This is a genomic window from Amycolatopsis sp. A1MSW2902 (assembly GCF_017312175.1).
In the GTDB taxonomy this organism is placed as follows: Bacteria; Actinomycetota; Actinomycetes; order Mycobacteriales; family Pseudonocardiaceae; genus Amycolatopsis; species Amycolatopsis nivea.
In genome coordinates, this window is record NZ_QJPO01000001.1 from 8,271,371 (window position 1) to 8,296,877 (window position 25,507).

Consider the following 25,507-nt stretch of genomic DNA (forward strand, 5'->3'; position numbering starts at 1 on the left):
AAAAAGGGGTGCCCGATGCCCGTTCGCGACGCCGTCTTCGAGGATGTCGAGGAGATCTGCAGCCTCATCGAGGAACACGCGGTCTACGAGGACAAGCACGACCTCAAACTCGACCGCGCCGAGATGAGCAGCCACCTGTTCGGTCCGGAACCGAAGGCGTGGGTGCTGATGTGCACGCCGCCGGGGCGTCCGGACGTCGTTGCCGGGTTCGCCTTCTGCAGCTGGAATTTCTCCACCTGGGAGGGACGCCCCGGTATTTGGCTCGATGACCTGTTCATCCGTCCGGAGCACCGCAGGCACGGGCTGGGCAGGGAACTGCTCGACGCACTGCGCGCCCGCACGACGGGGCGCGTCGAGTGGGACATGCAGGCTGGCAACGCCAAGGCGGAGGCGTTCTACGCGCAACTCGGCGCGGAACCGGTGCCGGGCTGGATCCGCTACCGCTGGCGGCCGTGACCTGACAGTCGGGCGGACAAGTACGCGACAGCTGTCACCGAACGGCTGCGGAGAACAGCGCGATCGCGAACGGCAGGCACACCGGTGGCGGATGGCCGGGTGCCTCCGCCGCGGAACGCGCACGCCGACCTGCCAGCTGCGAAGAATGAAGAGCGGCATCCGGACAGCCGCCTAGGACCTGACCGAGCACCAGCGAGCCGCCAGCACTCCTGCCGACCGGTGCCCGGCGAGCCGCCAACACTTCCGCCGACCGGTGCCCCGCGACAGAACAACACTCCCGCAGACCGGAGCCTCGCGAGCCGCCAACACTTCCGCCGGCCGGTGCCCCGAGATAACACCCCCGGCCCACCCCCACGGCCCCTGACCGGGCGACCCCGGCAGGGTCGGCCCCGTATCGTATGCGGCATGGGAGATGGTTCCGTCCGGAGGTCGTCGTCGGTCGAGGACTACGTGCGCGTGATCTACGGGCTGGTCGAACGGGGCGAGGCGGTCACCAACGCGTCGCTGGCCGGGCGGCTTGAGGTGAGTCCGTCGTCGGCGTCGGGGATGGTCACCAAGCTTTCCCAGCTCGGCCTGGTCGCGCACGTGCCCTACCGCGGCATCGAGCTGACCTCCGAGGGGCGGCAGCTCGCCCGGTCGGTGCTGCGCAGGCACCGGCTGATCGAGACGTACCTGGTCTCCGAACTCGGCTACACCTGGGACGAGGTCCACGCCGAGGCCGACGCGCTGGAGCACGCCGTATCCGATCGGCTTGTCGACCGGATCGCGGCCAAGCTCGGCAACCCCGTTCGCGATCCGCACGGGGACCCGATCCCGGCTCCGGACGGCAGCGTCGAGGAGCTTCCGATGCGCATTCTGGACGACCTGCCGCCCGGTGCGGTTGGCGAGATCGTCCGCGTGTGGGACACCGATCCGGACCTGCTTCGCTACCTCACCGAGCACGCGATCGGGCTCGGCGAGCGGATCGAAGTCGTCGAGCGGCAGCCGTTCGGCGGGCCGATGGTGGTGAAGGTCGGCCAGCCGCCGGACGCCGCTACGCACGCTATCGGCAAGGAGATCGCGCAGGCGTTGTCGGTCACCCTGCGCTAAGGGGCGTACGCGCGAGTGTCGCTGCTGGGCGGATGTGTCCGGCAGCTAACCCGCCGACGATGGGTCGCATGACCACTACCAAGCCGTTCCGTTTCGGCATCGTCGCCGGGTTCGCCCCGGATCTGGAGTCCTGGACCGCGCAGGCTCGCCGGATCGAGGAGTTCGGGCTCGACACGATGTTCGCGACCGACCCGGTCGGCGGGCTCGACCCGTTGACGCTCGTTCCGGCCGCCGCCGCGGTCACGAGCACGCTCACCGTCGGCACCTTCGTGCTGGCCGATCCGTTCCGCGACGCCCGGAACCTCGCGTGGCAGGCCGATTCACTGCATCAGGCGACTGGCGGCCGCTTCCTGCTGGGGCTGGGCGTCGGGCATCCCGGGGCGGGCAAGCACGCCGCGACGCTGGGCCGTGAGTTTCTTTGGCCGGGTGAACGCGTCGCCCGGTTGGCGGACACCATCGAGGTGCTTTCGGAGCGCCCCGAGCGGCCGCGGCTATTGCTCGCGGGGTCCGGGCCCAAAATGCTCGCGCTCGCCGCGCGCACCGCCGACGTCGTGACGTTTTCCTGGGGGCCGCGCACGACCGAGGACCAGGCTGACTCCATTGTGGACACTTTTCGCTCGTTCGCGGGAAGCCGGGACGTCGAATTGGCGGTGAACCTCACCGCGATCGGGGACAAGTCTTCCCCGCAGCTCGCCCGCTACACCGGGGTCGACGTGCCGCAGCTGGTCGAGGAGAAAGCGGTCACCGTGGTGCCGGAAAACCCTGACGCCGCCGGGGAAATGCTTCTCCGCTGGCGCGAGCGGTGGGGGATTTCCTGTGTCACGGTCAATTCCGGCTACGCCGAACCGTTCGCCGCGATTGCCCGGGCACTCTCCGCACAAGGGTGAAAGCCCTTCCGATCATGCGGTGTCCGGCCTACGCTCCGAGGTTTCCCAGCGACGTGGTTCGGAGCGTGTGCGATGACCGGTCAGCGAACACCGACGATCGACCGGGGGAGTATTGCGGGACGGGATCTCGGGCAATTGCTCGAAACCGGCCCGTTCGCCGAAGCGCTGCGCGCGGCCATCCGGGCCCGCGGGCTCGGCCTCGAACGCATCAGATATCGGCTGCGGGGAAGGGGAACCACGGTCAGTCTCGCGACCTTGAGCCACTGGCAATCCGGCCGCTGCCGTCCGGAACGCCCGGAATCGTTGCGGGCATTGCGAAATCTCGAGCAGATCCTCGGCGTCCCGGACGGGTCGTTGCGCAGGCTGCTCGGCCCGCCGCGTCCGCGCGGCCAGTTCCACCAGCCGGGCCAGCCGCTCTCCTGAGCGCGCCCGGCCGCGGCGGACGGCGTAGTGCGCAGGCGTATCCCGACGCTTACGCACCGTCGTCCGCCGCGTTCGCAAGATTCGCGCATGGATAAACCCGATGCGGTTTTCCCGGAAGGCCTACGGGACGTGCCGGTACATCGGAAGTGGCGGCGAAGCCAGCCGCCCGCGAGGCGGCTTCTACGATCGGACCCATGCGTGCGGTCGTGATCGAAGAGTTCGGCGTGCTTCCCGAAGTGCGGGAGGTACCGGATCCGGTGGCCTCGGACGGCGGGGTCGTCATCGCGGTCGAAGCGACCGGGGTGTGCCGCAGCGATTGGCATACCTGGCAGGGGCACGACGAGGCGGTTCGGTTGCCGCACGTCGCCGGGCACGAGCTCGCGGGGCGGATCGTCGAGGTCGGTGCGGGTGTCGTGGGCTGGACGAAGGGCGACCGGGTCACTGTCCCGTTCGTGTGCGCGTGCGGCGTCTGTGCCCAGTGCGCCAAGGGCGACCAGCAGATCTGCGACGACGAGTTCCAGCCCGGTGCGACCCACTGGGGTTCCTTCGCCGAGAAGGTCGCCATCGAGCACGCGCAGACGAACCTGGTCGCGTTGCCGGACTCGATGTCGTCGGCGGAAGCTGCTGCGCTCGGTTGCCGCTTCGGGACGGCATTTCGCGCAGTGTTGCGCCAGGGCGGCGTACGCGCGGGGCAGTGGGTCTCTGTGTACGGCTGTGGCGGCGTAGGCATCTCCGCGGTCCTCCTGGCGACCGCTGCGGGCGCGAAGGTGGTTGCGGTTGACGTCTCGCCGAAGGCGCGTGCCGCGGCGGAGCGTGCTGGCGCAGTGTTGAGCGTCGACGCCAGCGCGTTCGACGGGCCCGAAGCGCTGGCCGCGTACGTCCGTGAGCGCACTGACGGCGGTACGCACGTGTCGCTGGACTGTCTCGGTTCACCGGCCACCTGTGCGGCTTCGGTGGGCAGCTTGCGCAAGCGCGGCCGCCACGTGCAGGCCGGGTTGATGCCACCCAGTCAGGGGGTGCCGCCGATTCCGATGCATCGGGTGGTCGGCGGCGAGCTGGAAATCGTCGGGGTCCATGGGCTGCAGGCGTATGAGTACCCCGAGTTGCTGGGCGTGGTGGAGCGGTCCGGCATCGATCTGGCCGGGTTGATCGGCACGCGGATCGGGCTGGACGGGGTGCCAGCGGCGCTCGCTGCGATGAGTGACCCGGTGCCTGCCCGGGCCGGGGTGACTGTCGTCGAGTTCGGGTGACGAATGGTGACCGGCATACACCCTGGGTGGCGAGTCCGAGTTGTAGCTGATCGAGACCTGGCGGGACCCTCGGCGGTGTGGAATTCTCCGAAGCTTGGCGGCAAGTGGCGAGGGGAATCCGCCGCAGGAGCGCCCGTCCGGGTGGCTCCTGCGGCCGCCGGCCCCGGGGCGGCGTAATGGAGTTGCTGCCGCGTCCGCGCCGGGAAATCTCCCCGGGCGCGATGCACGTCCCGGATTGGCTCACCGAGCAAGAACAACGCGACCTCGTCACGGCCTGTCGCGGCTGGCGCGGTTACCGGGCGACCCGGCTTCCCGGCGGCGGAGTGATGTCGGTGCGCACGGTCTGCTTGGGCTGGCAGTGGCGGCCGTACCGCTACGAACGGCTGCGCGAGGACGGTTCGCCGGTGGAGCCGTTTCCGGACTGGCTGGCCGACCTCGGCCGGCGCGCGCTCGCCGACGCCTACGACCGGCCCGCCGACGACTACCAACCCGACGTGGCACTCGTGAACTACTACGACGCCGCCGCGAAAATGGGCATGCACCAGGACAAAGACGAGCTCTCGACGGACCCGGTGGTCTCGCTGAGCCTCGGCGACACGTGCGTGTTCCGCTTCGGCAACACCGAGCATCGCAACCGGCCGTACACCGATGTCGAGCTGCGTTCGGGCGACCTGTTCGTGTTCGGCGGCCCGGCGCGGCTGGCGTTTCACGGGGTGCCGAAAACCCTCCCGGGCACGGCGGATCCGGATCTTGGCTTGACCGGGAGGCTCAATCTGACGCTGCGGGTGTCGGGGAAGTGAACCGGACCCGCTGCCCGGGCCGGAGCTGGGCGGCGAGGTCCAGATCGTCCTCGTCCACGACGGCGGCGACGGGATAGCCGCCGGTCACCGGATGGTCGGCCAGGAACAGGATCGGCACTCCGGAAGGCGGCACCTGGAGCGCCCCGGGCACGGCGGCTTCCGGGGCCAGTTCGCCGACGCGGGCGCGGGTCAGCGCGGGGCCGTCCAGCCGGACGCCGACGCGGTCGAGGTCGCTGGTCACGGTGTAGGCGGCAGTGAGCAAAGTGGACAGTGCGGACGGGGTGAACCAGTCCAGCCGCGGTCCGGGTTCCAGGCGCAGCACCGGTTCTTCCGCGAGCCGGCGCAGCGGGGCGAGATCGACACAAGGGTCGCGCTCGATCACCGAACCGATCGGCAGCGTCATTCCCGCCGCGAGGACGGGCGGGCCGAGTTTGCCCAGCGTGTCGGTGGCTCGCGCGCCGAGCACCGGCGGTACGTCCAGGCCGCCACGTACCGCGACGTAGCTGCGCAGGCCGAGCGACGCGACACCGACTTCGAGTTCTTCGCCAGGGCGCAGGACGATCGGCGCACCGACGGCCGCGGCCCGTCCGCCAGCGCGGATCGGCAGCCGCGCGCCGGTGACCGCGACGACCGTGTGCTCCGAAACCCGCAGCCGCAGGCCGCCGAGGGTGACCTCGAGCGCCGCGTGCGTTTCCGGATTGCCGACGAGCCGGTTCGCCAGCTTCAGCGAACCCCGGTCGGCCGCGCCGGACCGGCCGACGCCGACTGCCGCGTATCCCGGGCGGCCGAGGTCTTGCACGGTCGCGAACGGACCGGGCGCGAGGATCTCGATCTTCCCGGTCACCGGATCGCCTCGAACCGCACTCGGGTGCCCGGGACCAGCAGGTTCGGCTGTTCGCGGCCAATGTCCCAGACCTGCGCGTCGCTGTGGCCGAGCAGGTTCCAGCCGCCGGGCGACGGATGCGGGTAGATCGCGCTGTACTCGCCGGCGATCGCGACCGCACCCGCGGGCACACGCGTGCGCGGCGTGCTGCGGCGCGGCAGGTGCAACACCGGGTCGAGGCCGGTCAAGTAGGCGAAACCGGGCGCGAAACCGCAGAACGCCGCGACGTAAGTGGCTGCCGAATGCCGTTGCACGACCTCGGAAACCGACAGTCCGGCGGCCTCGGCGACGTCCGCCAGGTCAGCGCCGTCGTAACGCACCGGCAAGGTGACGGTGTCCGCCGAGCGTCCGGAAACATCCATTGTGGACACTGAAGCAAGCGAACGAGCGAGCGTGGCCGAATCGGTGCGAGCCCGATCGAACCGGACCAGCAGAGTGCGTGCGGCGGGCACGAGCTCGACAACGCCCTCGGGCTGGGCGGCTTCGCAGGCCGCCTGGAACCCGAGTACGTCGTCGACCTCCACCAGCAACGCGGAACGGCCGTAGCGCAAAACAGTGCTCACACGAACGACCTCAACACCACGCCGGACTCGGTGAGCAACTCGCGAATCCGCCGGGCCAGCTCGACCGCGCCGGGCGTATCTCCGTGTACGCACAGGGAATCCGCCCGTAGCGTGAGCTTGCCGCCGTCAGCGTCGACCACTTCGCCGGTGGTCGCCATGGTGAGCGCACGCGCGGCGACTTCGTCGGCGTCGTGCAGCACCGCGCCCGGCAGCTTGCGCGACACCAGTCGTCCTTCAGGCGTGTACGCGCGGTCTGCGAACGCTTCTGCGTACGCAGGCACGCCTGCCGCTTGAGCCGCGCGCAGCATTTCGGAGTCCGGAGGACACAGCAGTGCCAGATCGGTGTGATAGCGCCGTACGCCTTCGACAAGCGCAGCCGCCTGCTCCGGATCGACAGCTGCGGTGTTGTACAGCGCGCCGTGCGCCTTCACGTAACGCACGCAGCTGTGCGCCGCGCGCGCGAAGGCGTCGAGAGCGCCGATTTGGTACAGAACTTCGTCCGCGAGGTCTTCCGGCGCGATGTCGAGCGCGCGACGGCCGAAGCCGGCCAGGTCGCGGTAGCCGACGTGCGCGCCGATAGTGACGCCGCGTTCGGCCGCGCGTTCGCACACGCGGCGCATCACGCGCGCCTCGCCCGCGTGGAAGCCGCACGCGATGTTCGCGCTGGTCACGATGTCGAGCATGGCTTCGTCGTCGCCCATGGTCCAGGCGCCGAAGCCTTCGCCGAGGTCGCTGTTGAGGTCCATGTCATCCCACCTGGTAATCGCGATCGGGTTGGTCGGTCAAGAACATGTACCCGGGGGCGTGCGTGACGGCGAACGGCGGCCGTGACGCCATCAGCGCCGCCTGCGGGGTGACGCCGCAGGCCCAGAACACCGGCACGTCCCCGGGCCCGGCGTCGACCGGATCGCCGAAATCCGGCCGGGCGAGGTCGGCGATGCCCAGGTCGGCCGGGTCGCCGACGTGCACCGGAGCGCCGTGCACCGCGGGCATCGCGGCGGTGATCCGCACCGCGTCCTCGACCAGGGTTTCCGGGATGTACCGCATCGACACCACCATCGGCCCGCTCATCCGGCCAGCCGGTTCGCACTGCCGGTTCGTCACGTACATCGAGACGTTGCGGCCCTGCTCCACGTGCCGCAGCGGGATGCCCGCGGCGCGCAGCAGCGTCTCGAAGCTGAAGCTGCAGCCGATGGAGAACGCGACCATGTCGCTGCGCCACACCCCGGTGGCGTCGGCGATTTCGCTGGTCAGCGCGCCGTTGTGCCAGACGCGATAGCGCGGCAGGTCGGTGCGCAGATCCGCGCCGGGAGCGAGCCGGGTGGTCGGGTCGCCCGGTTCGCTGACGTCGAGCACCGGGCACGGCCGCGGGTTGCGGGCGCAGAACTCGCGGACGTCGTCGGCCCAGTCCGCGGGGACGGCGATCAGGTTGGTCTGGGCGTAACCGTCGGCCCAGCCAGTGGTCGGGCGTTCGGTGCCGGCGCGGAATAGCGCGCGGGCCTCGGCCGGAGTGAGCGTCGAAGGATCGTAGGAAGTCGTCATACCTCCACCAGTTCCTTGCCTCGCGTTTCCGGCAGCCCGAGCAGCGCTACCGCGGCGATCGCGTAGCCGACCGCGCCGAGCACGATCGCGCCGCCCGCACCCAAAAAGCCCACCACGGCGGGGAAAGCGGCGCCGACCGCGCGGCCGAAGTTGTAGGTGAAGCCCTGTCCGGTGGCGCGCAGGGCGGTCGGGTACAGCTCGGCGAGGTACGCGCCGAAGCCGCTGAAGATCGCCGAAGTCGAGAAGCCGAGCGGGAAACTGATCAGCAGCATCAGGCCGTTCGCGCCGTAGGGCAGCTGCACGAACAGCACGATCAGCAGCGCGGACACGACGGAGAACAGCAGGAACGTCTTCTTCCGGCCGAGCAGGTCGGTGAGGTAGCCGCCGCAGACGTAGCCGATGAACGCGCCCGGGATCAGCAGCGCGAAGTAGCCGCCGGTGTTGACCACGGACAGGCCGCGGCTGCTCTGCAGGTACTTCGGCATCCAGGTGAACAGCGTGTAGTAGCCGCCCTGGACACCGGTCGCGAGGAGCGCGGCGAACACCGTGGTGCGCAAGAGATTCGGGCGGAAAATCCCGGCGAGCGAGCCTTTGACCTTGGCCGAAACCCGCCGCGCCGCTGCCTCCGGCGCGTCCTCGACACTGCGCCGGACCCACAGCACGAGCAGCGCCGGGATCACGCCGACCCAGAACAGCACGCGCCAGGCGATGTCCTGATCGAGCACGCTGAACAGCACCGTGTAGACGATCACCAGCAGGCCCCAGCCGACCGCCCACGCGCTCTGCACGAACGCCACCGTGCGGCCGCGGTACTTGGCCGAGCAGTACTCGGCGACCAGCGCGGCGCCGACCGCCCATTCGCCGCCGAACCCGAGGCCCTGCAGACCGCGGAAGATCAGCAGCGTTTCGAAGTTCGGTGCGAAACCGCAGAGCACCGTGAAGATCGTGTACATCGCGATGGTGAGCTGCAGCGTGCGGACGCGGCCGATGCGGTCGGCGAGCACGCCGGCTCCGACGCCGCCGATCGCGGACACGACCAGCGTGACGGTGCTGAGCAGGCCCGCTTCTCCGGACGTGATGCCGAAGTAGGCGGTGATCGCGGCCAGGCCGAAGGGCAGGGTCTGGTAGTCGAACGAATCGAGGCCGTAGCCGCCGAACGCGCCGAGGAAGGCGCGGCGGCCCTTGTGGCCGAGCGAGCGATACCAGCCGAACGGGCGGGCCGCGTTCGCGGTGCCGTCGGCGACGTTGACGTTCATAGGGGCACCTCACAGGGGGACGAACTCATGGTGGCACGAGTCACATGGCCACTACCGTACGGATCGTTCAACAATCCCACAAGTCCCTCATTTTATTGTTCATCGTCCGATGGCTACGCTGGGCGACGTGGTCACCGACGGAGAGCCGATGGGCCTGGAAGCGGATCGCGGGCTGCTCGGCCGGACGAGCACCGCGGAACGCGTCGCGGGCGTGCTGCGCACGCGCGTTTCCGAGGGGTACTTCCTGCCCGGAGTACGGCTTTCGGAGCAGGACATCGGCAGCGCGCTCGGGGTGTCCCGCAACACGCTCCGTGAAGCTTTCCGGTTGCTCACTCACGAACGGCTGCTGGTGCACGAGCTGAACCGCGGCGTGTTCGTGCGCGTGCCGAGCGTCGACGACGTGCGCGACATCTACCGCGTCCGCAAGATCATCGAGTGCGCGGCGGTCCGCGACGTGACCGAGAAGCCGGCGGCGTACGAGAAGATCGCCAGCACGGTCGCGGACGGCGATCGCGCGGCGAAGCAGGCGCAGTGGCAGGACCTGGGTACCGCGAACATCCGTTTCCACGCGGAACTGGCGGCGCTCACCGGCAGCGAGCGCATTGTCGAGCTGATGCAGGCGCTCGCCGCGGAGCTGCGGCTGGTGTTCCACGTGATGGCCGACCCGCGCCGCTTCCATGAGCGGTATCTGCCGCGGAACCACGAAATCCTGGACGTGCTCGTGACCGGCGACGGGATCCGTACGGCGGAGATGCTCGCGGTCTACCTCGACGACGCCGAGGCGCAGCTGGTCGAGGCCTACGCGGAGCTGGCCGAGACCCGCTGAGCGGTTCGGCCGAAACCGGCCGGTTTGCCCGGGAAGGCAGCGAGCATGGCCGTTCGGCCCCTCCTGTCATCCGGAGGCTCCACGGCGCACGCGGTCTGGCTACCTTCGGCAGTAGGCCGCGTGAGCGTGCCGCCCCGGGCGTCGGGACCCCCAGCCGACGCGCGGAAGGCGGCCGGTGGCCGGGCGGCAGATCTTGGTTCCAGCCCGGCCCGCGCGGTGTCCGCGGCGGGCCGTGGCCACCGGGGGGGGGGGGTACGGCCCGCCGCTCATTCTTTGCCGACGCTGTCCACAGTGTCCACAGTGGACGGCTACTGGTTCACCGACCATTTCTGGTTGACGTTCCCGGTGCACGTCCACAGCTGCAGTTTCGTGCCGTTGGCCGAACTGACCCCGGCTGCGTCGAGGCATTTGTTCGCGTGCGGGTTGACGATGTCGTGCGCGGCGGTCACGACCCACTGCTGTGCGTTGCTGTTGTTGCAGTCGTACATCTGGACCGGGGTGCCGTCGGCGGTGCCGGAGTGCTTCACGTCCATGCACTTGCCGAGCGCGCGAATGGTCCCGTCGCTGCCGACGGTCCAGTCCTGCGCCGCGTTGCCGTTGCAGTCGGTGATCTGCAGCTGAGTGAAGTTCGCCGGATTGGCCCAGGGCACGTCGACGCATTTGCCGCCGATGCCGATGATCCGGCCGCTCGACCCGCCGGTGCCGCTCGTGGTCACGTGCACGTAGTCGACGACCAGCTGCTGCGGGAATTGCGTGCTCCCGTCCGGATCGCCGGGCCAGTCGCCGCCGACCGCGAGGTTCAGGATCAGGTAGAAGGGATGGTCGAAGACCCAGCGGTTGCCGTTCAGATCGGCGGGGGTGCGGGTCTCGTAGGCGTTGCCGTCGACCGACCAGACGATCTTGTTCGGCGACCAGTCGACCGCGTAGGTGTGGAAAGCGTCGGCGAAGACCGGGCCGTTGTACGCCGCGCCGATGCCGCCGGCGCCGGAATAGCCGGGGCCGTGGATGGTGCCGTGCACGGTGTTCGGCTCCTTGCCGATGTTCTCCATGATGTCGATTTCGCCGTCGTTAGGCCAGTTTCCGCCGCCGAGCATCCAGAACGCGGGCCACATGCCCTGGCCGCGCGGGATCTTCATCCGGGTTTCGACGTGCCCGTACGCCTGGCTGAATTTCCCGGCGGTGTTGAGCCGGGCGGAGGTGTACTGGCAGGTGCCGTACCAGCAGGTGTGGCCGGAGTTTTCGCGTTTCGCGGTGATCACCAGGTGGCCCTGGCCGTCGAGCGCGCCGTTCGCGGCTCCCGCGGTGTACCACTGGCGTTCGTGGTTGTTGCCGTTGTTGTCGCCGGTTTCGTAGGTCCATTTCGACGCGTCGGCGGCGGCTCCGGCGGGTCCGTTGAAATCGTCGGTGAAACTGTCGGCGGCCGCCGCGGTGGGCGGGGCGAGGACGGCGGGCGCGGCTTGGAGGCCGAGCGCCAGCAGCGCGGCCGCGGCGAGGGCGGCGGGGAGACGTCTCAGGAAACTGGACATGCTTGGTCACCTCGGTTTCGGGGAGGAACCTAGAGCGAGGGAGTGCTTTGTTGTGGCGGGCAACAAAGTAGGAGAAGTATGCCTGGTCTGGACCTCTGCGGCAATGGGCCGGGAAGGGCTCCTCGCGGGAAGCAGAGTCAGGGAAGGAGTCCTTCACCGACGGCCCGCGGGGTCACCTGGCCGAGGGTAAGGCTGCCCCCACCGCCGTGACGCCAGTCGGCACCATGGTTCGCCGGAAGGCCCCGTCCTACGTTCGGAAGTGCCAGCCGAGACCGAACACGGGAGAGAGGCCGACATGACGGCGGGGACGGATCTTCGACCACCGCGGGTGCAGCCCGCAGCGGAGCGAACCATACGGGTCGAGCCGGGAAAGCACTGGTGGCGGCGGCCGTGGGTCGCGCCGCTGGGCCTGGTGGTGGTCGCGTTCCTGGCGTATGCGCTGCCGCCGTACCTGGCGTTCGACCCGGCGCTCTCGCGGGTGCCGTCGACCTTCCCCGCGCACTACCTGTTCCTGGTGGGGCACGTGGTGTTCGGGTCCATCGCGATGGTGACCGCGTTGCTGCAGGTCTGGCCGTGGATCCGGCGCAAGCACCCGGTGCTGCACCGCTGTTCCGGCCGCGCGTACGTGTTCGCCGGGGTGCTGCCGTCCGGGCTGCTTGCGCTGACGATCGGCGCGGCGACCCCGTTCGGGCCGGTGACCCGGGCCAGCGACGTGCTGCTCGCGGTCTTGTGGCTCGGTACGACGTGGGCGGGCTACCGCGCCGCTCGCGAACGCCGGTTCGGCGATCACCGGCGCTGGATGGTCCGCAGTTTCGCGTTGACGATGTCGATCATTCTCAACCGGCTCATCGGCCCGATCGCGGCGATCTTCCTCGGACCGCAGCTCGCCACCACGTTCGGCGGGAGCGAGATCGCGCTGGGGCAGTCGATCGCGGCGCTCGGGGCGTGGGTGAGCTGGACCGTCGCGCTGATCGCGGCGCAGCTGTGGCTCGACCGGAAGCCGAAACGCCGCGCGAGTGTTTAGCCTTGGCTGAATAGGGTGGTGTCCGCGCCGCCTGCTGGTCAGAAAACCAGCAGGCGGCGCGACGGCTCATCCGCGCCGCTGCAACGACCGCGCGATGATCGTCCGCTGGATCTCGGACGCGCCTTCGTAAATGCGCGGTGCCCGGACCTCGCGGTAGAGATGCTCCAGCAAATGTCCCCGCCGCAGTGCTCGTGCGCCGTGCAATTGCACCGCTTGATCCACGACGTATTGCGCGGTCTCGGTCGCGAACAACTTCGCCATTGCCGCGCGACCGGCCAGGTTCTGCTCGCCCGCGTCGTAAGCGGCCGCCGCGGCGTACACCAGCAGACGGCCGGCTTCGGTCCGCGTCGCCATTTCGGCCAGCGTGTGCGCCACGGTCTGCTGTTTCACCAACGGGCCGCCGAATGCTTCGCGCGAAGCCGTGTACTCCACGGTCGCGTCGAGGGCGGCTTGCGCCATGCCGACCGCGAAAGCGCCGACGCTCGGCCGGAACAAGTCCAACGTCCGCATGGCTACGGCGAAACCGCGGTTCTCCTCCCCGAGCAGTTCGTCGCGATTCACTCGGACACCGTCGAATACCACCGTGCCGATGGGGTGCGGGCTCACCAAATCCAGGTGCTCGCCGCTGAGTCCTGCGCGGTCGCCGGGGACGACGAAGGCGCTGACGCCGCGTGATCCGGCGTCGGGAGTGGTGCGGGCGAAGACTGTGTAGAAGTCGGCTTCCGGGGCGTTCGAGATCCACATTTTCGTGCCGGTGAGCCGCCAGCCGTCCCCGTCCGGTTCGGCGGCGAGCTGCAATGCGGCGGCGTCGGATCCCGCGTCCGGTTCGGTCAGTGCGAACGCGGCGACGGCGTCACCGGCGGCGACGGCGGGGAGCCAGCGCTGGACCTGTTCGTTCAAACCGGACTGGAGTACCGGGTAGCTGCCCAAGCCCTGCAACGCCAAAGCGGTCTCGGCTTCGGTGCTTTGGGTGGCGAGGGCTTCGCGCAGCAGGCACAGATCGGTGGCGGCGGCTTGCCGGGTCGGCTGTCCGCTTTCGACCCCGGGGAACAGTCGGGCGAGCAAACCGTGTGAGCCCATCGCCTTGAGCAGCGGACGGTTTACCGCGCCTTCAGCACCGGCGGCGGCCAGTTCGACGAGCTGTTCGGCGGCGATTTTCCGGACGGAAGCGGCGTACGCGGTCTGTTCCGGAGTGAAAGCGAAAGCGTTCATCGGGCGTCCTCCGGTCGCCAGCGGGCATGGGCGGTCTGGTGGCCGCCGGTGCGGACCAGGTCGAGGCGGGGTTCCGGACCGTCGGTGCGGCCGGTCTGCGGCGGGCGTTTGCCCGCTGCCCACTGCTTCGGCCACGCCACCGGATACTCCTGCGCGGCGGCCGCGTGCAGGGTCCATTGTGGATTGAACAGGTGGGTGCGGCCGAGTGCACACAGGTCAGCTCGACCCGCCAGGATGAGCGAGTTCACGTCGTCGTAAGAGGAAATCGCTCCCACGGCGATCACCGCGGTGCCGTAGCGGCGGCCGACTTCGTTGCGGATCCGGTCGGCGTACGGAGTTTGGTAGCTGCGGCCGAACTTCGGCTTCTCCTCGCTGACCACCTGGCCGGTCGACACGTCGATCGCGGCCGCGCCATGCTCGGCAAAAGCTTGTGCGATGGCCACGGCTTCGTCGGCGTCGTTGCCGCCCTCGAACCAGTCGGTGGCGGAGATCCGGACGGTCAGCGGACGGTCGGCCGGCCACACGGCGCGGACCGCGTCGAAGACTTCCAGCGGGAAGCGCAGCCGGTTTTCCGGGGAGCCGCCGTAGGAATCGGTGCGCTGGTTGGTGAGCGGGGACAGGAAGGACGACAGCAGATATCCGTGCGCACAGTGCAGTTCCAGCAGATCGAACCCAGCGCGCGCGGCGGCTTCCGCGGCCGACACGAACTGGTCCTTGATCTCGCCCAGTTCGGCGACGGACAGCTCGCGCGGCGTCTGGTTGTTCGGCGAGTACGGCAGGGCGGACGGCGCGCAGACTTCCCAGTTGCCCTCCGGCAGCGGGTCGTCGATGCCTTCCCACATCAGTTTCGTGGAGCCCTTGCGGCCGGAATGCCCCAGCTGCAACCCGATCTTCGCCGGGGTTTCGCGGTGCACGAACTCGACGATCCGCTTCCACGCGGCTTCCTGCTCGGAGTTGTACAACCCGGGGCAACCTGGCGTGATCCGGCCTTCGGCGGACACGCAGATCATCTCGGTCATGACCATCCCGGCCCCGCCGAGTGCCTTGCTTCCCAGGTGCACCAAGTGGAATTCGCCGGGCACGCCGTCGACCGCGGAGTACATGTCCATCGGCGACACGACGATCCGGTTCGGCAATTCCAGCGAACCGATCCGCACCGGCTGGAACATCGGCGGCGCGACGGAGGCGCCGAGCGAATCGGCGAACCACTTATCCAGCGAGGCAGCGAATTCCTTGTCCCGCAGCTTCAGGTTGTCGTACGTGACGCGACGGCTGCGGGTAAGCAGGTTGAACGCGAACTGCTCCGGTTCCTGATGCGTGTACTGAGCCAGATTCTCGAACCACTCCAGGCTCGCCTGCGCCGCACGCTGCGTGGAAGCGACGACCGGACGTCGCTCTTCTTCATACGCGGCAAGGGCTTCCGGAACACTCGGCTGTTCGTGCAGGCACGCGGCGAGCGCGAGCGCGTCCTCCATCGCGAGCTTCGTGCCCGATCCGATGGAGAAATGCGCGGTGTGCGCCGCATCGCCGAGCAGCACGACATTGTCGTGGACCCAGCTGTCGCAGCGGACAGTGCCGAAGGTGGCCCACTTGGAGTTGTTGGCCAGCAACTGATGTCCGTCGAAAATGTCGCCGCACAGCTCGCGGATCAGCTCGATCGACTTCTCGTCGCTTTCGCCCGGGCCGAGTCCGGTGGCGGCGATCGGCCCGAATGCCCGCTGCCACACGTCCTCGTGCATCTCCAGGATGAACGTGCTGCCGTCGCGGCCGTACGGATAGCCGTGGACCTGCATGATGCCGTGCGGGGTTTCGAGCACGTAGAACTTGAACGCGTCGAACACGAGGTCGGTGCCGAGCCAGATGTAGCGGCACTGCCGGGTCTCGACGCTCGGCCGGAACGAATCGGCGAACGCCGTGCGCACCGCGGAGTTGACGCCGTCCGCCGCGACCACGAGATCCGACGAAGCGGCCAGTTCGGCGGGATCCGGCGCGACAGTGCGGAATCGGACATCGATGCCCATTTCGCGACACCGCTGCTGCAGGATCGCGAGCAGCCGTTTGCGGCTCATCGCGGCGAACCCGTGCCCGCCCGAGGTGGACACGGTGTCGCGGTAGTGCACGTCGATGTCGTCCCAGCGCGCGAACTCCCGGCTCATCGCCTCGTGCACGGCCGGGTCGGCGTGCTCGATGCCGCCGAGCGTCTCGTCGGAGAAGACGACGCCGAAGCCGAACGTGTCATCAGGCGAGTTGCGCTCCCAGACCGTGATCTCGTGGTCCGGGCCGAGTTGTTTCGCGAGCACGGCGAAGTAGAGGCCCGCTGGCCCGCCGCCGACTACTGAAATCCGCACGCAAGCCAGGGTATGTCGTCTGAAGTACGGTCGTCAAGAAGACGATAGATGGGTTACGCTCCCGGCATGGAGCGGATCAATCCCCCCGAACTGGGCAAGCCGTCGGGGTTCTCGCACGCGGTGGCGGCGCAGGGCAGGCTCGTGTTCCTCGCCGGGCAGACCGCGCTGGACGCGGACAACCGGATCGTCGGCGACGGCGTCGTGGAGCAGTTCGAGCGCGCGCTCGGCAATCTGCTCGCCGCGTTGCGCGCGGCCGGCGGAGAGCCCGCGGACCTGTGCAGCCTGACCGTCTACATCGTCGACATGGACGATTACAAGGCGCACGCGCGCGAGATCGGCCGCGTGTGGAAGCGGCTGGTGGGCGCGGATTACCCGGCGATGGCTGGCATCGGCGTGAACCGGCTGTGGGACGTCGAGGCGCTGGTGGAAGTGCAGGGCTACGCGGTGGTCAACCGCTGAGCACCTGCCGCAGGTGCGTGCGCGCGGCCTCCTCGAGGCGGTCGTGCAGCGTGAAGAACACCTCGGCGGCGCGGATGCCGGACCAGCCCTCGGGCAGCAATTCGGCGGGCAGGCACGGGTCGAGATACGGCATCCGCCGCCAGCCGGTGAGCACGCGCAGGTAGTCGGCGAACGCTTCGTCGCCGGGCGTCGTGCGGCGGCGCTGCCACCGGCGCAGCGCCGGTTCGTGCTCTTCGAGGAACGCCGTGTACAGCTCGTCCAGCTGATCCAGGTCCCACCACTCGCGCACCTTCTCGCGCGGGTCGCCGAAGGCGAGGTGCTCCGCGCGGAACACGTCGGCGTACTCGGCGAGCCCAAGTCGCTCCAGGGTGCCGACAGTGACCTCGTACAGGTGCGCCGGCGCGATCCAGACGCCCGAGGACGCGGTGCCGAAGCCGAGCCGCGACAACTGCGTCCGCAGCACGTGCCGCTTGTGCCGTTCGGCTTCCGGCACCGAAAACACCGCCAGCAGCCAGCCGTCGGCGAGCTTCGCGCGGTCCCGGCGGAAGATCCGCTCGTCGCCTTCGCGCAGCAAATCCAGTGCGGTACCGGACAATTCGTACCCGGCGGCTCCGTCGCGGCGCACCGCTTCGAGCACCCCGCGCCGTTTGAGCCGGGAAATCGACGACCGCACGGCGGGCTCGTCGACCCCGACCGCGGCGAGCAGATCGATCAGCGAGGCGACCGAAAGCCATTCGCCGCCCGCCTGGTGATGCACGCCGTAGACCGACACGATGAGGTGCCGGGGCTGGGCCGCGCGCCCGCCGTCGGCATCGGCTGCTTCCGGTACGGCCGTCACCCGCTCACCATACCGTGCCGCCCGTCGCGAATCCGACTACAGACGGGCGGGCAACCGGCGCGGGGTAGCATTTCCGGCGCGATGGCGTTTGTGAGCAATGCACCTTTGGTGAGCCGGCTGACCCGCCGCGGACGGCTGATGGCGAAGCGCACCTGCGACCGCCGGGGACACGCCTTCGCGCTCGGCCGGTTCCTTTTCCGCACCCCGACCGCGTGGGAGTACGCGGCGGCGGTCGCGGGCGGCAGCGATCCGGCGGCGCAACGCTGGCTCGGCTGGCTGGCCGAGTCCGTGGTCGCCGAACCGATGCGCGGCGAGGCGCTGCGCGTCGTCCCCGGCACCGGACCGGACTGGACCACGCCGGACCCGCATTCGGTGGACGTCGTCGCGATCGATCTGGTGGCGGGCCGCTGCGCCGGTCTCGTGAGCGTGCACGCGGGGGAGGACGGCGGCCCGGAAACCGGCGGCTATCTCGCGCCGGAGTACCGCGGACAAGGCTTCGGCCGCGACCTGTTCGCTGCCGGTCTGGTGCTGGCGCACGAGCATCTCGGGCTTTCGCGGGTGCGCGCGGGCGCGGAGGTCGGCAACGTCGCGAGCGGCCGTTCGCTGGAAGGGGCCGGACTGCGCCGGGTCCCGGGGCCGCCGCAGTACACGCTGCCGGACGGACGGGCCTGCGAAGCCTGGTGGTACCAGCACGACGCGGCTTGGCCGCGGAAATGCGCGGGACCGCAAGCGCAGTGGCTAGTCGCCTCGTGAGCCGTACTCCTCGTACGTCCGCAACGTCCTGATCACCAACGCCCGTTCTCCCGGGCTCAACGGCGACAACGCCGCCTCCCACGCCTTCGCCCCGCGAGCCAGCCACGCGTCGACGGCGGGCCGCTTGTCCGAGTGGATGCTCACGATGGTGCGCCGCCGGTCGGCCGGGTCCTCGGCGCGCTCCAGCACGCCTTGCCGGGACAGGTCGCCGATCATCAGACTCGCTGTGGTGGGCGCGATTTCGAGCCGGGCGGCGAGTTCGTTGACCGTCATCGGGCCGTCGAACAACAGATAGGCCAGCAGGGACAAATGCCGCGGCGCGAGCGCGACGTCGTCGAGCTCCGGCGGCGGCGGCGTCCGCTTCGCGCGCCCGACGAGACGGGGCATGAGAAGCAGCAGTTCGCGGACCCCGTCCTCGACGGTCGGGCCGGATTCGGTGGCCATGCGGCGACAGTACCTGCGCGTGTGTTGACAGCCCGATTCGCGCGATCCTAGGTTTGTTGTTACATCATCAATCAGGGAGTTTTCCGATGTCGGACTGGAACCAGCAGATCATCGACGAGTTCCGCGCCAACGCGGGCAAGGTCGGCGGCATGTTCGAGGGCAAGAACATGGTGCTGATCACGCACACCGGCGCGAAGAGCGGCAAGCAGCGGGTCAGCCCGCTGGTGTACACCACCGACGGCGACCGGATCGTGATCGTCGCGTCCAAGGGCGGCGCGGACACCAACCCGGACTGGTATCACAACCTCGTCGCGAACCCGGCCGTCACGGTCGAGATCGGCACCGACAAGTTCCCGGCGAAGGCGAAGCTCGTCACCGACCGCGCCGAGCGCGACCGCCTCTACGCCAAGATGGTCGAGCACGCGGAGGGCTTCGCGGAGTACGAGAAGAAGACCGAACGCGTGATCCCGGTCTTCGTTCTCGAGCGCTGACTCAGCCCAGCGGCTGTCCGTAGACGAAGCTCCGCAACCGTCCAGTCGACATCGGGTCCAGCGGAGCGAACAGCTTGGCGTGCGCGGCCTGCACGGTCGCCGCGTCCGGCTCGACCATCGACAGCGCGCGCACGGTGTAGCGCGAATCGGCGGTGAAATCCGGCGCGGACGAGTGCTGGTACGCGCCGCCGAGCAGGTCGATGATCAGCACGGTCGGCACCGGGGCGTCCGGGCCGGCGTGGTCGAGCACAGCGCTCAGCACGTCGTCCCGGAGCTCCGGCAGCACGCGGTTGTCGCCGAGGTACGAGTGCGGGTTCGGCGGCTCCGCGGCGATCTTGCCGGAGTCGGTGAACGGCATCGTGGTCAGCGTTTCCTGGAGCGGGCCGAGTGCGCGCAGGGGAGCGACGAGCTGGTCTCCGCCGGTGCCGAGGTAGGCCACGCGGATGTGCGCGATGTGCTTGCCCCGCAACGGTTCCGGCACCATCGGCAGATCCGGGTAGGGCACCATCGCGACCGAGGTGCCGACGGTGTCCGGCAGGTCGCGGGTCCAGTCGCGCCAGGTGCGCAGGACGTCCGGGATCTTGGCGGTGTCGAAGTACAGTCCGCCGCCGTACAGCGTGGTCACCGGCACGAGTTCGAACTCCAATGCGGTCACGATCCCGGCGTCGAGCGGGCCGGTCGTGCGCGTGCCGTCGGGACGGACGATCTCGGCGGAGCGGACGCGGTCCGACGCGAGGCCGAAGTGCCGGCCGAGGAGGCCGAAACCGCCGCCGAGGGTGTAGCCGACCACGCCGACGCCCGGCGACGAACCGCTCAGCGGCGCGAGTCCGTGTTCCGCGGCCGCGGTGATGACGCTGCCCCAGGTGGTTCCGGCTTCGACGCGTGCCACGGCGCGGTCCGGGTCGATGGTCACGCCGGTCATCCGGCGCGTCGAGATCAGCACGCCCTCGGCCGGTGCGCGCAGCCCGTGGCCGGTCGCCTGCACGGAAACCGGCAGGTCGCGCTCGGCCGCGAGCCGGACCGCCGCAGCGACGTCGTCGGCGCTGGTGGCGGCGACGACCAGGTGCGGAGTAGAGGTGATCCCGGTCTGGAACCCGGCGATCTCTTCGCGGTAGCCGGGCTGGTCTGCGGTGAACGTCTGCATGCCTTCAGCGTGCTGGCTGTTCGACGATAAGTCCAAGAGATACTAGTTCCAGCAGCTAGAATTGCTGCTTATGGAACTGCACCAGCTGGAGTACTTCGTCGCGGTCGCCGAAGAAGCCAACTTCACGCGCGCGGCGGCCCGGATGCACGTCGCGCAGCCCGGGGTCAGCGCGCAGATCCGGCGGCTGGAACGCGAGCTGGGGCAGCCGTTGTTCGACCGGTCCGGGCGCACGGTACGGCTTACCGGCGTCGGCGAAGCCGCGTTGCCGCACGCCCGGGCGGCGCTCGCCGCGGTCGCGGCGGTGCGCGAGACGGTCGCCGAGCACGAGGGGTTGGTGCGCGGCCAGGTCGCGATGGGGATGGTGACCTCCGCCGGACCCGTGGCCCTGCCGGAGTTCCTGGCCGGGTTCGCGGAACGCTACCCGGGAGTGGAAATCACGCTCAGCGAAGCGAATTCCGACCTGATGGTCGACGCGCTGCGGGAAGGACGGCTGGACGTCGCGGTGATCGGCCTGGCCGACGGGGTGCCCGCTGGGTTGACCACTCAGATCGTGCTCGACGAGGAGCTGGTCGCGGTCACTGCGCTGCGTGACGAGTTCGCTGACCGCGCCTCGCTCACCTTGGCGGAGTTGGCCGAACGGTCGCTGATCTGCCTGCCGAAGGGCACCGGCATGCGCGGTGTGCTGGATCGCGGGTTCGCCGCGGCCGGGCTGCGTTCGCGGGTGACGATCGAGGCCAGCGACCCGAGCGTGCTGGCCAAGCTCGCGATGCGCGGCCTTGGCGTGGCGCTGGTCCCGGAATCGCTGGCTCGCTACTACGCCGAGGAGCTGCACGTCCTGCGGTTGCGGCCGGAGTTGCGCGGGCAGCTGGCGCTGGCTTGGCGGTCCGACGGGCCGGTGGGGCCCGCGGCGCGGGTGCTCATCGAGTTCGCCCGGTCAGTGCTTTAGCGAGCGGCGAAGGATACCGACGCCGCCTCGGATTCGCCAATGAATTCGGGCCGGAATTCCCGAACCGACGACCGGGAACTCCCGAACTCATCCAGGCTAGTGGGCCGTTCAGGTTATCTTGCCGCGTATTCCCGGAAATTCGTCGTACTGTCGGCAGCGGCCGCGAGTGCGGTCGAAGTTTCGGAGAAGACGGAGGAATTTCCGTGAAGCTTGTTCGTCTCGTGCGCAAGGCCCTTCCGAGCAAGAGCCTGAAGTCTTACGCCTGGTACGGCTGGATCTGACGGTCCCATTAAACGGTACCGGCCGGTTCCGGAATTTCCCGGAACCGGCCCGTTCCGCCGCTCACGAGGAGTTGCGCGGTGACCATTCCCGCTGAACGGAACAAAGTGCGCCAGGTGGTATTCGCGCCGCGCATTCAAGAACTGTTCGACCGTTATCGGGGGAAATCCTTCTTTCGGCTGGAACCGGACACCGTCGGCGTCGCCGGGGCCGAGCTGATGGACGCCTTGCTGCGCAGCCGGCCGGCGAACGCCGAGGAACGGCCGACGTTCAAACCGGTCCGCAGCAGGGTCGTCACGAGGCCGGAATCGTCGGCGTTGATGCGCGCGGTCGGCGCGGACGTGCGCGCCGCGCTCAAGAAGCCGCTCGGCCAGGCCGATCTCTCCGGGACGTGGCCCGCCGTGCCGCACAACTACCTGCGGGACCTGGTGTTCGGCCGCGAACAGTGGCGGTTCCGGGTCCTCGTCGACCGGCGGCTGGAGCTGACGCCGAAGATCACCTGGGCGGCGGTCGCCGCCGGAGCCGCGCTCTGGGGCCGGCCCGCGCCCGAGGTCGCGCTGTCCACTCTGGCGCGGATGGTGCTGGAGGCCGATACCTACGACCAGCGCCGCTTCGCGATGTACCTCTACCGGCGCGTGGCCGGGCCGGTCTGCTTCACCGTCGCCGCGCTGGTCACGAACGCTTTGTGGCTCAGTTCGCCGCTGGACGACGACGTGCCCACCGAGTACGTGCTCAACGAGGCACTGCGCCTGCTGCCGCCGTCGTGGAACATCCTGCGCGTGCGTTCGCCGGAGTTCGCCGAGGTGGACGCCCGGATCGGCCCGGGCGACGACGTCCTGCTGCTGCCGCTGCTCAGCCACCGCGACCCCGAACTGTGGGACGCGCCGGACGAGTTCCGGCCGGGCCGCTGGGCCTCGCTCGACCCGGACACCCACCCCGGTTACCTCCCGTTCGGGCACAGCAACGAACGCTGCTGGGGCCGGCACATGGTGCTGCCGCTGGCGGAACGCGTCCTCGACCTGGTCCGGCGGGACGGCCTGGTCGTCGATCCGGCGCAGACGCGGGGCCGGGTGCACCTGGACGGGCTGCTGGAGGTTTCGGACGTGCGGGTCGTGCGCGCCTGAGGGCTCTTGACAACGTGTCAACGGAGGCGTTCCCCTGGACGGATGCTCCAGGACGGCGTGCTCGGGGTCAGCCTGCTCGCGGGCGGCGCGAACGTGATCATGCAGCTGGGCCGGCCCGAGGTCGGGTACGGCGTGATGGAAAGCCGCGTCGACTCGGGGAATCTGTTCAAGCATCCACTCAAGCGCACGCGCACGACCGTCACCTACCTCGCGGTCGCCGTGCTGGGCACGGACGCGGACCGTGCGGCGTACCGGCGGGCGGTGAATTCGGTGCACGCGCACGTGGTCTCGACTGAGGCGAGTCCGGTGCGGTACCGGGCTTTCGACCGGGAGCTGCAGCTGTGGGTCGCCGCCTGCCTGGCCCACGGCGTCGAGGACGTGCATCGCGCTTTTCTCGGCCGGCCCGCGCCGGAATCGTGGTACGCCGAGGCCGCGGTGCTGGGCACGACGCTGCAGGTGCGTCCGGAAGACTGGCCGGAGGACTTCGCCGCGTACTGGGCGGACGGACTGGCTCAAGTGGACATCGACGACCGGCTCCGCGAGTACCTCACCGCCATCGCGAATCTGGAATTCCTGCCGCGGCCGTTCTCGTTCCTCTTCGGACGGTTCCACCGCTTCGTCACGACCGGTTTCCTGCCGGAGGTGTTCCGCGAGCAGATGCGGCTGCCGTGGTCGGCCGCGGACCAGCGCCGGTTCGATCGGCTGATGCGCGCGATCGGCCGAATGGTCGAACCGCTTCCGGTACGGGTGCGGCGGTTCCCCTACGACGCGTGCCTCGCGGACTTCCGGCGGCGGTTGCGCAAGGGGAAACCGCTCGTCTAAGCGGTTGACCGGAATGCTGCGGTCGGCAAGGGTTGGCGTATGGCCAAACCGGATGAGGTGCGCGAAGGGGTTTCCCTGACCAACCTCGACCAGGAGCTGTTCGCCGACGCCGGGGCGACGAAGCGCGACCTCGTCGACTACTTCGACGCCGTTTCGGACCGGTTGCTGCCGGTGCTGCGCGACCGTCCGCTGTCGGTGATGCGCGTGCTGCGCGGGCAGGACGCGTTCATGCAGAAGAACCTGCCGAAGTACACGCCGGAGTGGGTGCCGCGGGCGAAACTGTGGGCGGAGAGTTCACAACGGACAGTCACCTACGGCCTGTGCAACGACCGCCGGACGCTGCTGTGGTTCGGCAATCAGCGCGCGGTCGAACTGCATCCCGCGCTGACCCGGGTGGAGCCGATCGGCCAGACTGACCTGATCATGGACCTCGACCCGCCTGAGGGCGCGGACTTCGGCGTCGCGGTGGCGGCGGCGCGGCTGGTGCGACAGGCGTTGTCCGACGCCGGGCTCGCCGGTGCGTTGAAGACCAGCGGTTCCAAGGGCGTGCACGTGTTCGTGCCGCTGGTTCCCGGTCTGTCCTTTGAGGACGTAGCGGCGGCGACCCGGGCGATCGGCGCGCGGGCGGAACGGATCGATCCGCAGCTGGCGACCACGGCGTTCATCCGGGAAGACCGGCACGGCAAGGTGTTTCTCGATTCGACCCGCGCGGGCGGAGCGACCGTGGCGGTGGTTTACAGCCCCCGGATCCGGCCGGGCACGCCGGTGTCGTTCCCGGTTCGCTGGGCGGACGCGGACAACGTCACGCCGGCGGATTTCACCGTGAAGACCGCGGTGGAGCTGCTCGGCAGTGCCGACCCGTGGGCGGAGGAATTGCCGGAACCGCAGGAACTTCCGGCGGATCTCGTGGCCGAGGGGCACACGATCCCGGTCGCCCGGGTCGCGGCGATGCACGAGGGCAAACGCCGGGCCCGGGCGCGGCGGGAATCAGGGGAGAGCCAGTAAATCCTGGTGATGCACGGTGACCTCGGTGATCTGTCGATCCTCGGGTACCGCCAGGTCTGGTTGCTCTTCCCGGGCCGCGGCCACGAATCCGCGGTACCAGGTGTCGATGAGTTCGCGGTGTTCCGGCCCGAGCTGCCACGGTGACGGTCTGGAGTGGACGGACCAACCGTGCCGTTGGAACTCCGCTGCGGTGAAGGCGGCGGCTTCCGGGCCTAGCTTTCCGTCTCGGCGTTGATGGTCGTTGAAGGCGGCGTTGAGTGCTTCGTCTGCCGCGTCCGCTGGCGTGAGGTGAGCCGATCCAGTCACGGACAACGTGAACAGCGCTGGGATCTGCGCGTCCACACAGGACTTCACCAATCGCTGGATCTCCTCCCCGGTAAGGAGATCCAGCAGAGCGGAAGCCGTTACCAAAGAAGTGCCGGTCAGGTCCAGCCGAGTCACGTCGGCCTGTTCGGTCTCGACGCTGATCCCCGGTGGAAGACTGCGTGCGGCGATCTCGAGCAGCCGCGGGTCCTGGTCATGCAGAATCCACCGCTGCGGTTTCGGGAGGCGACCGGACAGCCAGCGTCCCATCGCCCCGGTGCCGCAGCCGAGATCCCGAATTACTGCTGGGCTGGCCGGGAGCAACGCGACCAGATCGGCCGCCCGCGCCGCCGTGTCGGCCGGTTCTCTGAGCCGCAGCCATTCCGGCGCGTAACCGGAAGAGTCCACTGTGGTCACAAGGAACGCTCGTATCCGGCCGAAGCGGCGTGGGATTCGTGCAGGGTCACCGAAATCTGGGCCAGCCCGCGCGCGTTCTCACCGAGTTCCCCGGCGTGGATCCGATCCGCGAGCCGGTCGGCGATCACCTTGGCGAGGTATTCCGTCGACGTGTTGATCCCGGCGAAATCGGGTTCGTCGTCCAGGTTCCGGTAGTTCAGGTCCGCGAGCACCGCGCCGAGCTGCTGAGTGGCGAGCCCGATGTCGACGACGATGTTGTCCGAGTCCAATTCGGACCGCCGGAACGTCGCGTCGACCACGAACGTCGCGCCGTGCAAGCGCTGCGCCGGGCCGAAAACCTCGCCGCGGAAACTGTGGGCGACCATGATGTGATCGCGCACGGTGACACTGAACAACG

General features: G+C 69.3%; 29 protein-coding genes. 16 read left to right on the forward strand and 13 right to left on the reverse strand.

The features are described 5' to 3' along the window. Positions 1-15: 15 nt before the first annotated feature. The 6 genes from DMP23_RS38745 to DMP23_RS38770 all read left to right on the forward strand — a co-directional run bounded on the left by DMP23_RS38745 (position 16) and on the right by DMP23_RS38770 (position 4,905). The gene (locus DMP23_RS38745; RefSeq protein ID WP_043830620.1) at positions 16-456 is read left to right on the forward strand and encodes a GNAT family N-acetyltransferase; all 441 of its coding nucleotides are present in this window, start codon (positions 16-18) and stop codon (positions 454-456) included. 405 nt (positions 457-861) lie between these two features. After that, positions 862-1,545: a metal-dependent transcriptional regulator gene (locus DMP23_RS38750; RefSeq protein WP_009083739.1), complete on the forward strand. Its 684-nt coding sequence runs from the start codon at positions 862-864 to the stop codon at positions 1,543-1,545. A gap of 68 nt (positions 1,546-1,613) precedes the next feature. Beyond that, the gene (locus DMP23_RS38755) at positions 1,614-2,432 is read left to right on the forward strand and encodes an LLM class flavin-dependent oxidoreductase (protein ID WP_337823950.1); all 819 of its coding nucleotides are present in this window, start codon (positions 1,614-1,616) and stop codon (positions 2,430-2,432) included. Between the two features lie 72 nt (positions 2,433-2,504). Continuing rightward, on the forward strand, positions 2,505-2,855 hold the full coding sequence (locus tag DMP23_RS38760) for a hypothetical protein (RefSeq protein WP_037811001.1): 351 nt from the start codon (positions 2,505-2,507) through the stop codon (positions 2,853-2,855). A 194-nt stretch (positions 2,856-3,049) separates the two neighbouring features. Continuing rightward, the gene (locus DMP23_RS38765) at positions 3,050-4,105 is read left to right on the forward strand and encodes an alcohol dehydrogenase catalytic domain-containing protein (RefSeq protein ID WP_134665302.1); all 1,056 of its coding nucleotides are present in this window, start codon (positions 3,050-3,052) and stop codon (positions 4,103-4,105) included. Between the two features lie 176 nt (positions 4,106-4,281). Further along, positions 4,282-4,905, forward strand: coding sequence for an alpha-ketoglutarate-dependent dioxygenase AlkB family protein (locus DMP23_RS38770; protein WP_337823951.1), 624 nt, complete (start codon positions 4,282-4,284; stop codon positions 4,903-4,905). Here DMP23_RS38770 and DMP23_RS38775 read toward each other — a convergent pair. The 5 genes from DMP23_RS38775 to DMP23_RS38795 are packed head-to-tail and all read right to left on the reverse strand — an operon-like array spanning position 4,874 to position 9,149. Beyond that, the gene (locus tag DMP23_RS38775) at positions 4,874-5,749 is read right to left on the reverse strand and encodes a biotin-dependent carboxyltransferase family protein (RefSeq protein ID WP_337823952.1); all 876 of its coding nucleotides are present in this window, start codon (positions 5,747-5,749) and stop codon (positions 4,874-4,876) included. The two genes, DMP23_RS38770 and DMP23_RS38775, sit on opposite strands and share 32 nt — an antisense overlap. Next, entirely contained in the window at positions 5,746-6,351 is a 606-nt protein-coding gene (locus DMP23_RS38780) for a 5-oxoprolinase subunit B family protein (protein ID WP_337823953.1), read from the reverse strand. The genes DMP23_RS38775 and DMP23_RS38780 overlap by 4 nt, the downstream gene beginning before the upstream one ends. Continuing rightward, the gene (locus tag DMP23_RS38785; RefSeq protein WP_037811012.1) at positions 6,348-7,097 is read right to left on the reverse strand and encodes a LamB/YcsF family protein; all 750 of its coding nucleotides are present in this window, start codon (positions 7,095-7,097) and stop codon (positions 6,348-6,350) included. Before DMP23_RS38785 ends, DMP23_RS38780 begins: the two co-directional genes overlap by 4 nt. Before the next feature lies 1 nt (position 7,098). Then, positions 7,099-7,893 carry a putative hydro-lyase gene (locus DMP23_RS38790; protein ID WP_337823954.1) on the reverse strand — a complete coding sequence of 265 codons (795 nt, stop codon included), beginning with the start codon at positions 7,891-7,893 and terminating at the stop codon, positions 7,099-7,101. Further along, positions 7,890-9,149, reverse strand: coding sequence for an MFS transporter (locus DMP23_RS38795; protein WP_037811016.1), 1,260 nt, complete (start codon positions 9,147-9,149; stop codon positions 7,890-7,892). The genes DMP23_RS38790 and DMP23_RS38795 overlap by 4 nt, the downstream gene beginning before the upstream one ends. 109 nt (positions 9,150-9,258) lie before the next feature. Here DMP23_RS38795 and DMP23_RS38800 point away from each other — a divergent pair, with 109 nt between their 5' ends. Next, complete coding sequence (locus DMP23_RS38800) at positions 9,259-9,975, forward strand: GntR family transcriptional regulator (protein WP_199817519.1); 717 nt, start codon at positions 9,259-9,261, stop codon at positions 9,973-9,975. Positions 9,976-10,283: 308 nt separating this feature from the next. Here the strand turns inward: DMP23_RS38800 and DMP23_RS38805 are convergent, their stop codons facing one another. Then, on the reverse strand, positions 10,284-11,501 hold the full coding sequence (locus DMP23_RS38805) for an RICIN domain-containing protein (protein WP_337823955.1): 1,218 nt from the start codon (positions 11,499-11,501) through the stop codon (positions 10,284-10,286). A 295-nt stretch (positions 11,502-11,796) separates the two neighbouring features. Between DMP23_RS38805 and DMP23_RS38810 the strand changes: the two genes are divergently transcribed. Continuing rightward, positions 11,797-12,525: a DUF2306 domain-containing protein gene (locus DMP23_RS38810; protein ID WP_443111315.1), complete on the forward strand. Its 729-nt coding sequence runs from the start codon at positions 11,797-11,799 to the stop codon at positions 12,523-12,525. A 66-nt stretch (positions 12,526-12,591) separates the two neighbouring features. Here DMP23_RS38810 and DMP23_RS38815 read toward each other — a convergent pair whose 3' ends face one another. Together DMP23_RS38815 and DMP23_RS38820 are read right to left on the reverse strand one after the other, a co-directional pair. After that, positions 12,592-13,737 (reverse strand): acyl-CoA dehydrogenase family protein, encoded by a 1,146-nt coding sequence (locus DMP23_RS38815; RefSeq protein ID WP_337823956.1) that lies wholly within the window; start codon positions 13,735-13,737, stop codon positions 12,592-12,594. After that, positions 13,734-16,085, reverse strand: a complete 2,352-nt coding sequence (locus tag DMP23_RS38820) for a bifunctional salicylyl-CoA 5-hydroxylase/oxidoreductase (RefSeq protein ID WP_337823957.1) — start codon at positions 16,083-16,085, stop codon at positions 13,734-13,736. Before DMP23_RS38820 ends, DMP23_RS38815 begins: the two co-directional genes overlap by 4 nt. 66 nt (positions 16,086-16,151) lie before the next feature. Here DMP23_RS38820 and DMP23_RS38825 point away from each other — a divergent pair, with 66 nt between their 5' ends. Next, positions 16,152-16,544 carry a RidA family protein gene (locus DMP23_RS38825; RefSeq protein WP_337824488.1) on the forward strand — a complete coding sequence of 131 codons (393 nt, stop codon included), beginning with the start codon at positions 16,152-16,154 and terminating at the stop codon, positions 16,542-16,544. Here the strand turns inward: DMP23_RS38825 and DMP23_RS38830 are convergent. Then, on the reverse strand, positions 16,534-17,382 hold the full coding sequence (locus DMP23_RS38830) for a PaaX family transcriptional regulator (protein WP_037811024.1): 849 nt from the start codon (positions 17,380-17,382) through the stop codon (positions 16,534-16,536). The genes DMP23_RS38825 and DMP23_RS38830 overlap by 11 nt on opposite strands. A gap of 81 nt (positions 17,383-17,463) precedes the next feature. On the opposite strand from DMP23_RS38830, the gene DMP23_RS38835 reads away from it, so the two are divergent. Next, positions 17,464-18,135 carry a GNAT family N-acetyltransferase gene (locus tag DMP23_RS38835; protein ID WP_037811025.1) on the forward strand — a complete coding sequence of 224 codons (672 nt, stop codon included), beginning with the start codon at positions 17,464-17,466 and terminating at the stop codon, positions 18,133-18,135. Here DMP23_RS38835 and DMP23_RS38840 read toward each other — a convergent pair. After that, entirely contained in the window at positions 18,121-18,579 is a 459-nt protein-coding gene (locus DMP23_RS38840) for a MarR family transcriptional regulator (protein ID WP_037811026.1), read from the reverse strand. The genes DMP23_RS38835 and DMP23_RS38840 overlap by 15 nt on opposite strands. An 86-nt stretch (positions 18,580-18,665) precedes the next feature. Between DMP23_RS38840 and DMP23_RS38845 the strand changes: the two genes are divergently transcribed. Continuing rightward, positions 18,666-19,070: a nitroreductase family deazaflavin-dependent oxidoreductase gene (locus DMP23_RS38845; RefSeq protein WP_043830655.1), complete on the forward strand. Its 405-nt coding sequence runs from the start codon at positions 18,666-18,668 to the stop codon at positions 19,068-19,070. A gap of 1 nt (position 19,071) precedes the next feature. Here DMP23_RS38845 and DMP23_RS38850 read toward each other — a convergent pair whose 3' ends face one another. Beyond that, on the reverse strand, positions 19,072-20,214 hold the full coding sequence (locus DMP23_RS38850) for an FAD-binding oxidoreductase (protein ID WP_275290688.1): 1,143 nt from the start codon (positions 20,212-20,214) through the stop codon (positions 19,072-19,074). A gap of 70 nt (positions 20,215-20,284) precedes the next feature. On the opposite strand from DMP23_RS38850, the gene DMP23_RS38855 reads away from it, so the two are divergent. The 5 genes from DMP23_RS38855 (at position 20,285) to DMP23_RS38870 (ending at position 24,390) form a co-directional block, all read left to right on the forward strand. Beyond that, positions 20,285-21,160 carry a LysR family transcriptional regulator gene (locus tag DMP23_RS38855; RefSeq protein WP_337823958.1) on the forward strand — a complete coding sequence of 292 codons (876 nt, stop codon included), beginning with the start codon at positions 20,285-20,287 and terminating at the stop codon, positions 21,158-21,160. Positions 21,161-21,363: 203 nt separating this feature from the next. After that, positions 21,364-21,441 carry a tryptorubin family RiPP precursor gene (locus DMP23_RS48135; protein WP_350539724.1) on the forward strand — a complete coding sequence of 26 codons (78 nt, stop codon included), beginning with the start codon at positions 21,364-21,366 and terminating at the stop codon, positions 21,439-21,441. 78 nt (positions 21,442-21,519) lie between these two features. After that, positions 21,520-22,563 carry a cytochrome P450 gene (locus DMP23_RS38860; protein ID WP_337823959.1) on the forward strand — a complete coding sequence of 348 codons (1,044 nt, stop codon included), beginning with the start codon at positions 21,520-21,522 and terminating at the stop codon, positions 22,561-22,563. 42 nt (positions 22,564-22,605) lie between these two features. After that, positions 22,606-23,385 carry an oxygenase MpaB family protein gene (locus DMP23_RS38865; protein ID WP_337823960.1) on the forward strand — a complete coding sequence of 260 codons (780 nt, stop codon included), beginning with the start codon at positions 22,606-22,608 and terminating at the stop codon, positions 23,383-23,385. 39 nt (positions 23,386-23,424) lie between these two features. After that, positions 23,425-24,390 carry a DNA polymerase domain-containing protein gene (locus DMP23_RS38870; RefSeq protein ID WP_337823961.1) on the forward strand — a complete coding sequence of 322 codons (966 nt, stop codon included), beginning with the start codon at positions 23,425-23,427 and terminating at the stop codon, positions 24,388-24,390. Here the strand turns inward: DMP23_RS38870 and DMP23_RS38875 are convergent. Together DMP23_RS38875 and DMP23_RS38880 are read right to left on the reverse strand one after the other, a co-directional pair. Continuing rightward, the gene (locus DMP23_RS38875) at positions 24,373-25,110 is read right to left on the reverse strand and encodes a class I SAM-dependent methyltransferase (RefSeq protein ID WP_337823962.1); all 738 of its coding nucleotides are present in this window, start codon (positions 25,108-25,110) and stop codon (positions 24,373-24,375) included. The genes DMP23_RS38870 and DMP23_RS38875 overlap by 18 nt on opposite strands. Further along, positions 25,107-25,505 carry a 6-pyruvoyl trahydropterin synthase family protein gene (locus tag DMP23_RS38880; RefSeq protein ID WP_037811036.1) on the reverse strand — a complete coding sequence of 133 codons (399 nt, stop codon included), beginning with the start codon at positions 25,503-25,505 and terminating at the stop codon, positions 25,107-25,109. The genes DMP23_RS38875 and DMP23_RS38880 overlap by 4 nt, the downstream gene beginning before the upstream one ends. Positions 25,506-25,507: the final 2 nt, after the last annotated feature.

What these genes read in the sequence shown, in the direction of transcription:
- DMP23_RS38745 (WP_043830620.1), top strand. Translation starts at nt 16, where the DNA reads ATGCCCGTTCGCGACGCCGTCTTCGAGGATGTCGAGGAGATCTGCAGC.
- DMP23_RS38750 (WP_009083739.1), top strand. Translation starts at nt 862, where the DNA reads ATGGGAGATGGTTCCGTCCGGAGGTCGTCGTCGGTCGAGGACTACGTG.
- DMP23_RS38755 (WP_337823950.1), top strand. Translation starts at nt 1,614, where the DNA reads ATGACCACTACCAAGCCGTTCCGTTTCGGCATCGTCGCCGGGTTCGCC.
- DMP23_RS38760 (WP_037811001.1), top strand. Translation starts at nt 2,505, where the DNA reads ATGACCGGTCAGCGAACACCGACGATCGACCGGGGGAGTATTGCGGGA.
- DMP23_RS38765 (WP_134665302.1), top strand. Translation starts at nt 3,050, where the DNA reads ATGCGTGCGGTCGTGATCGAAGAGTTCGGCGTGCTTCCCGAAGTGCGG.
- DMP23_RS38770 (WP_337823951.1), top strand. Translation starts at nt 4,282, where the DNA reads ATGGAGTTGCTGCCGCGTCCGCGCCGGGAAATCTCCCCGGGCGCGATG.
- DMP23_RS38785 (WP_037811012.1), bottom strand. Translation starts at nt 7,097, where the DNA reads ATGGACCTCAACAGCGACCTCGGCGAAGGCTTCGGCGCCTGGACCATG.
- DMP23_RS38790 (WP_337823954.1), bottom strand. Translation starts at nt 7,893, where the DNA reads ATGACGACTTCCTACGATCCTTCGACGCTCACTCCGGCCGAGGCCCGC.
- DMP23_RS38795 (WP_037811016.1), bottom strand. Translation starts at nt 9,149, where the DNA reads ATGAACGTCAACGTCGCCGACGGCACCGCGAACGCGGCCCGCCCGTTC.
- DMP23_RS38800 (WP_199817519.1), top strand. Translation starts at nt 9,259, where the DNA reads ATGGCTACGCTGGGCGACGTGGTCACCGACGGAGAGCCGATGGGCCTG.
- DMP23_RS38805 (WP_337823955.1), bottom strand. Translation starts at nt 11,501, where the DNA reads ATGTCCAGTTTCCTGAGACGTCTCCCCGCCGCCCTCGCCGCGGCCGCG.
- DMP23_RS38810 (WP_443111315.1), top strand. Translation starts at nt 11,797, where the DNA reads ATGACGGCGGGGACGGATCTTCGACCACCGCGGGTGCAGCCCGCAGCG.
- DMP23_RS38815 (WP_337823956.1), bottom strand. Translation starts at nt 13,737, where the DNA reads ATGAACGCTTTCGCTTTCACTCCGGAACAGACCGCGTACGCCGCTTCC.
- DMP23_RS38825 (WP_337824488.1), top strand. Translation starts at nt 16,152, where the DNA reads ATGGAGCGGATCAATCCCCCCGAACTGGGCAAGCCGTCGGGGTTCTCG.
- DMP23_RS38835 (WP_037811025.1), top strand. Translation starts at nt 17,464, where the DNA reads ATGGCGTTTGTGAGCAATGCACCTTTGGTGAGCCGGCTGACCCGCCGC.
- DMP23_RS38840 (WP_037811026.1), bottom strand. Translation starts at nt 18,579, where the DNA reads ATGGCCACCGAATCCGGCCCGACCGTCGAGGACGGGGTCCGCGAACTG.
- DMP23_RS38845 (WP_043830655.1), top strand. Translation starts at nt 18,666, where the DNA reads ATGTCGGACTGGAACCAGCAGATCATCGACGAGTTCCGCGCCAACGCG.
- DMP23_RS38850 (WP_275290688.1), bottom strand. Translation starts at nt 20,214, where the DNA reads ATGCAGACGTTCACCGCAGACCAGCCCGGCTACCGCGAAGAGATCGCC.
- DMP23_RS38855 (WP_337823958.1), top strand. Translation starts at nt 20,285, where the DNA reads ATGGAACTGCACCAGCTGGAGTACTTCGTCGCGGTCGCCGAAGAAGCC.
- DMP23_RS38865 (WP_337823960.1), top strand. Translation starts at nt 22,606, where the DNA reads ATGCTCCAGGACGGCGTGCTCGGGGTCAGCCTGCTCGCGGGCGGCGCG.
- DMP23_RS38870 (WP_337823961.1), top strand. Translation starts at nt 23,425, where the DNA reads ATGGCCAAACCGGATGAGGTGCGCGAAGGGGTTTCCCTGACCAACCTC.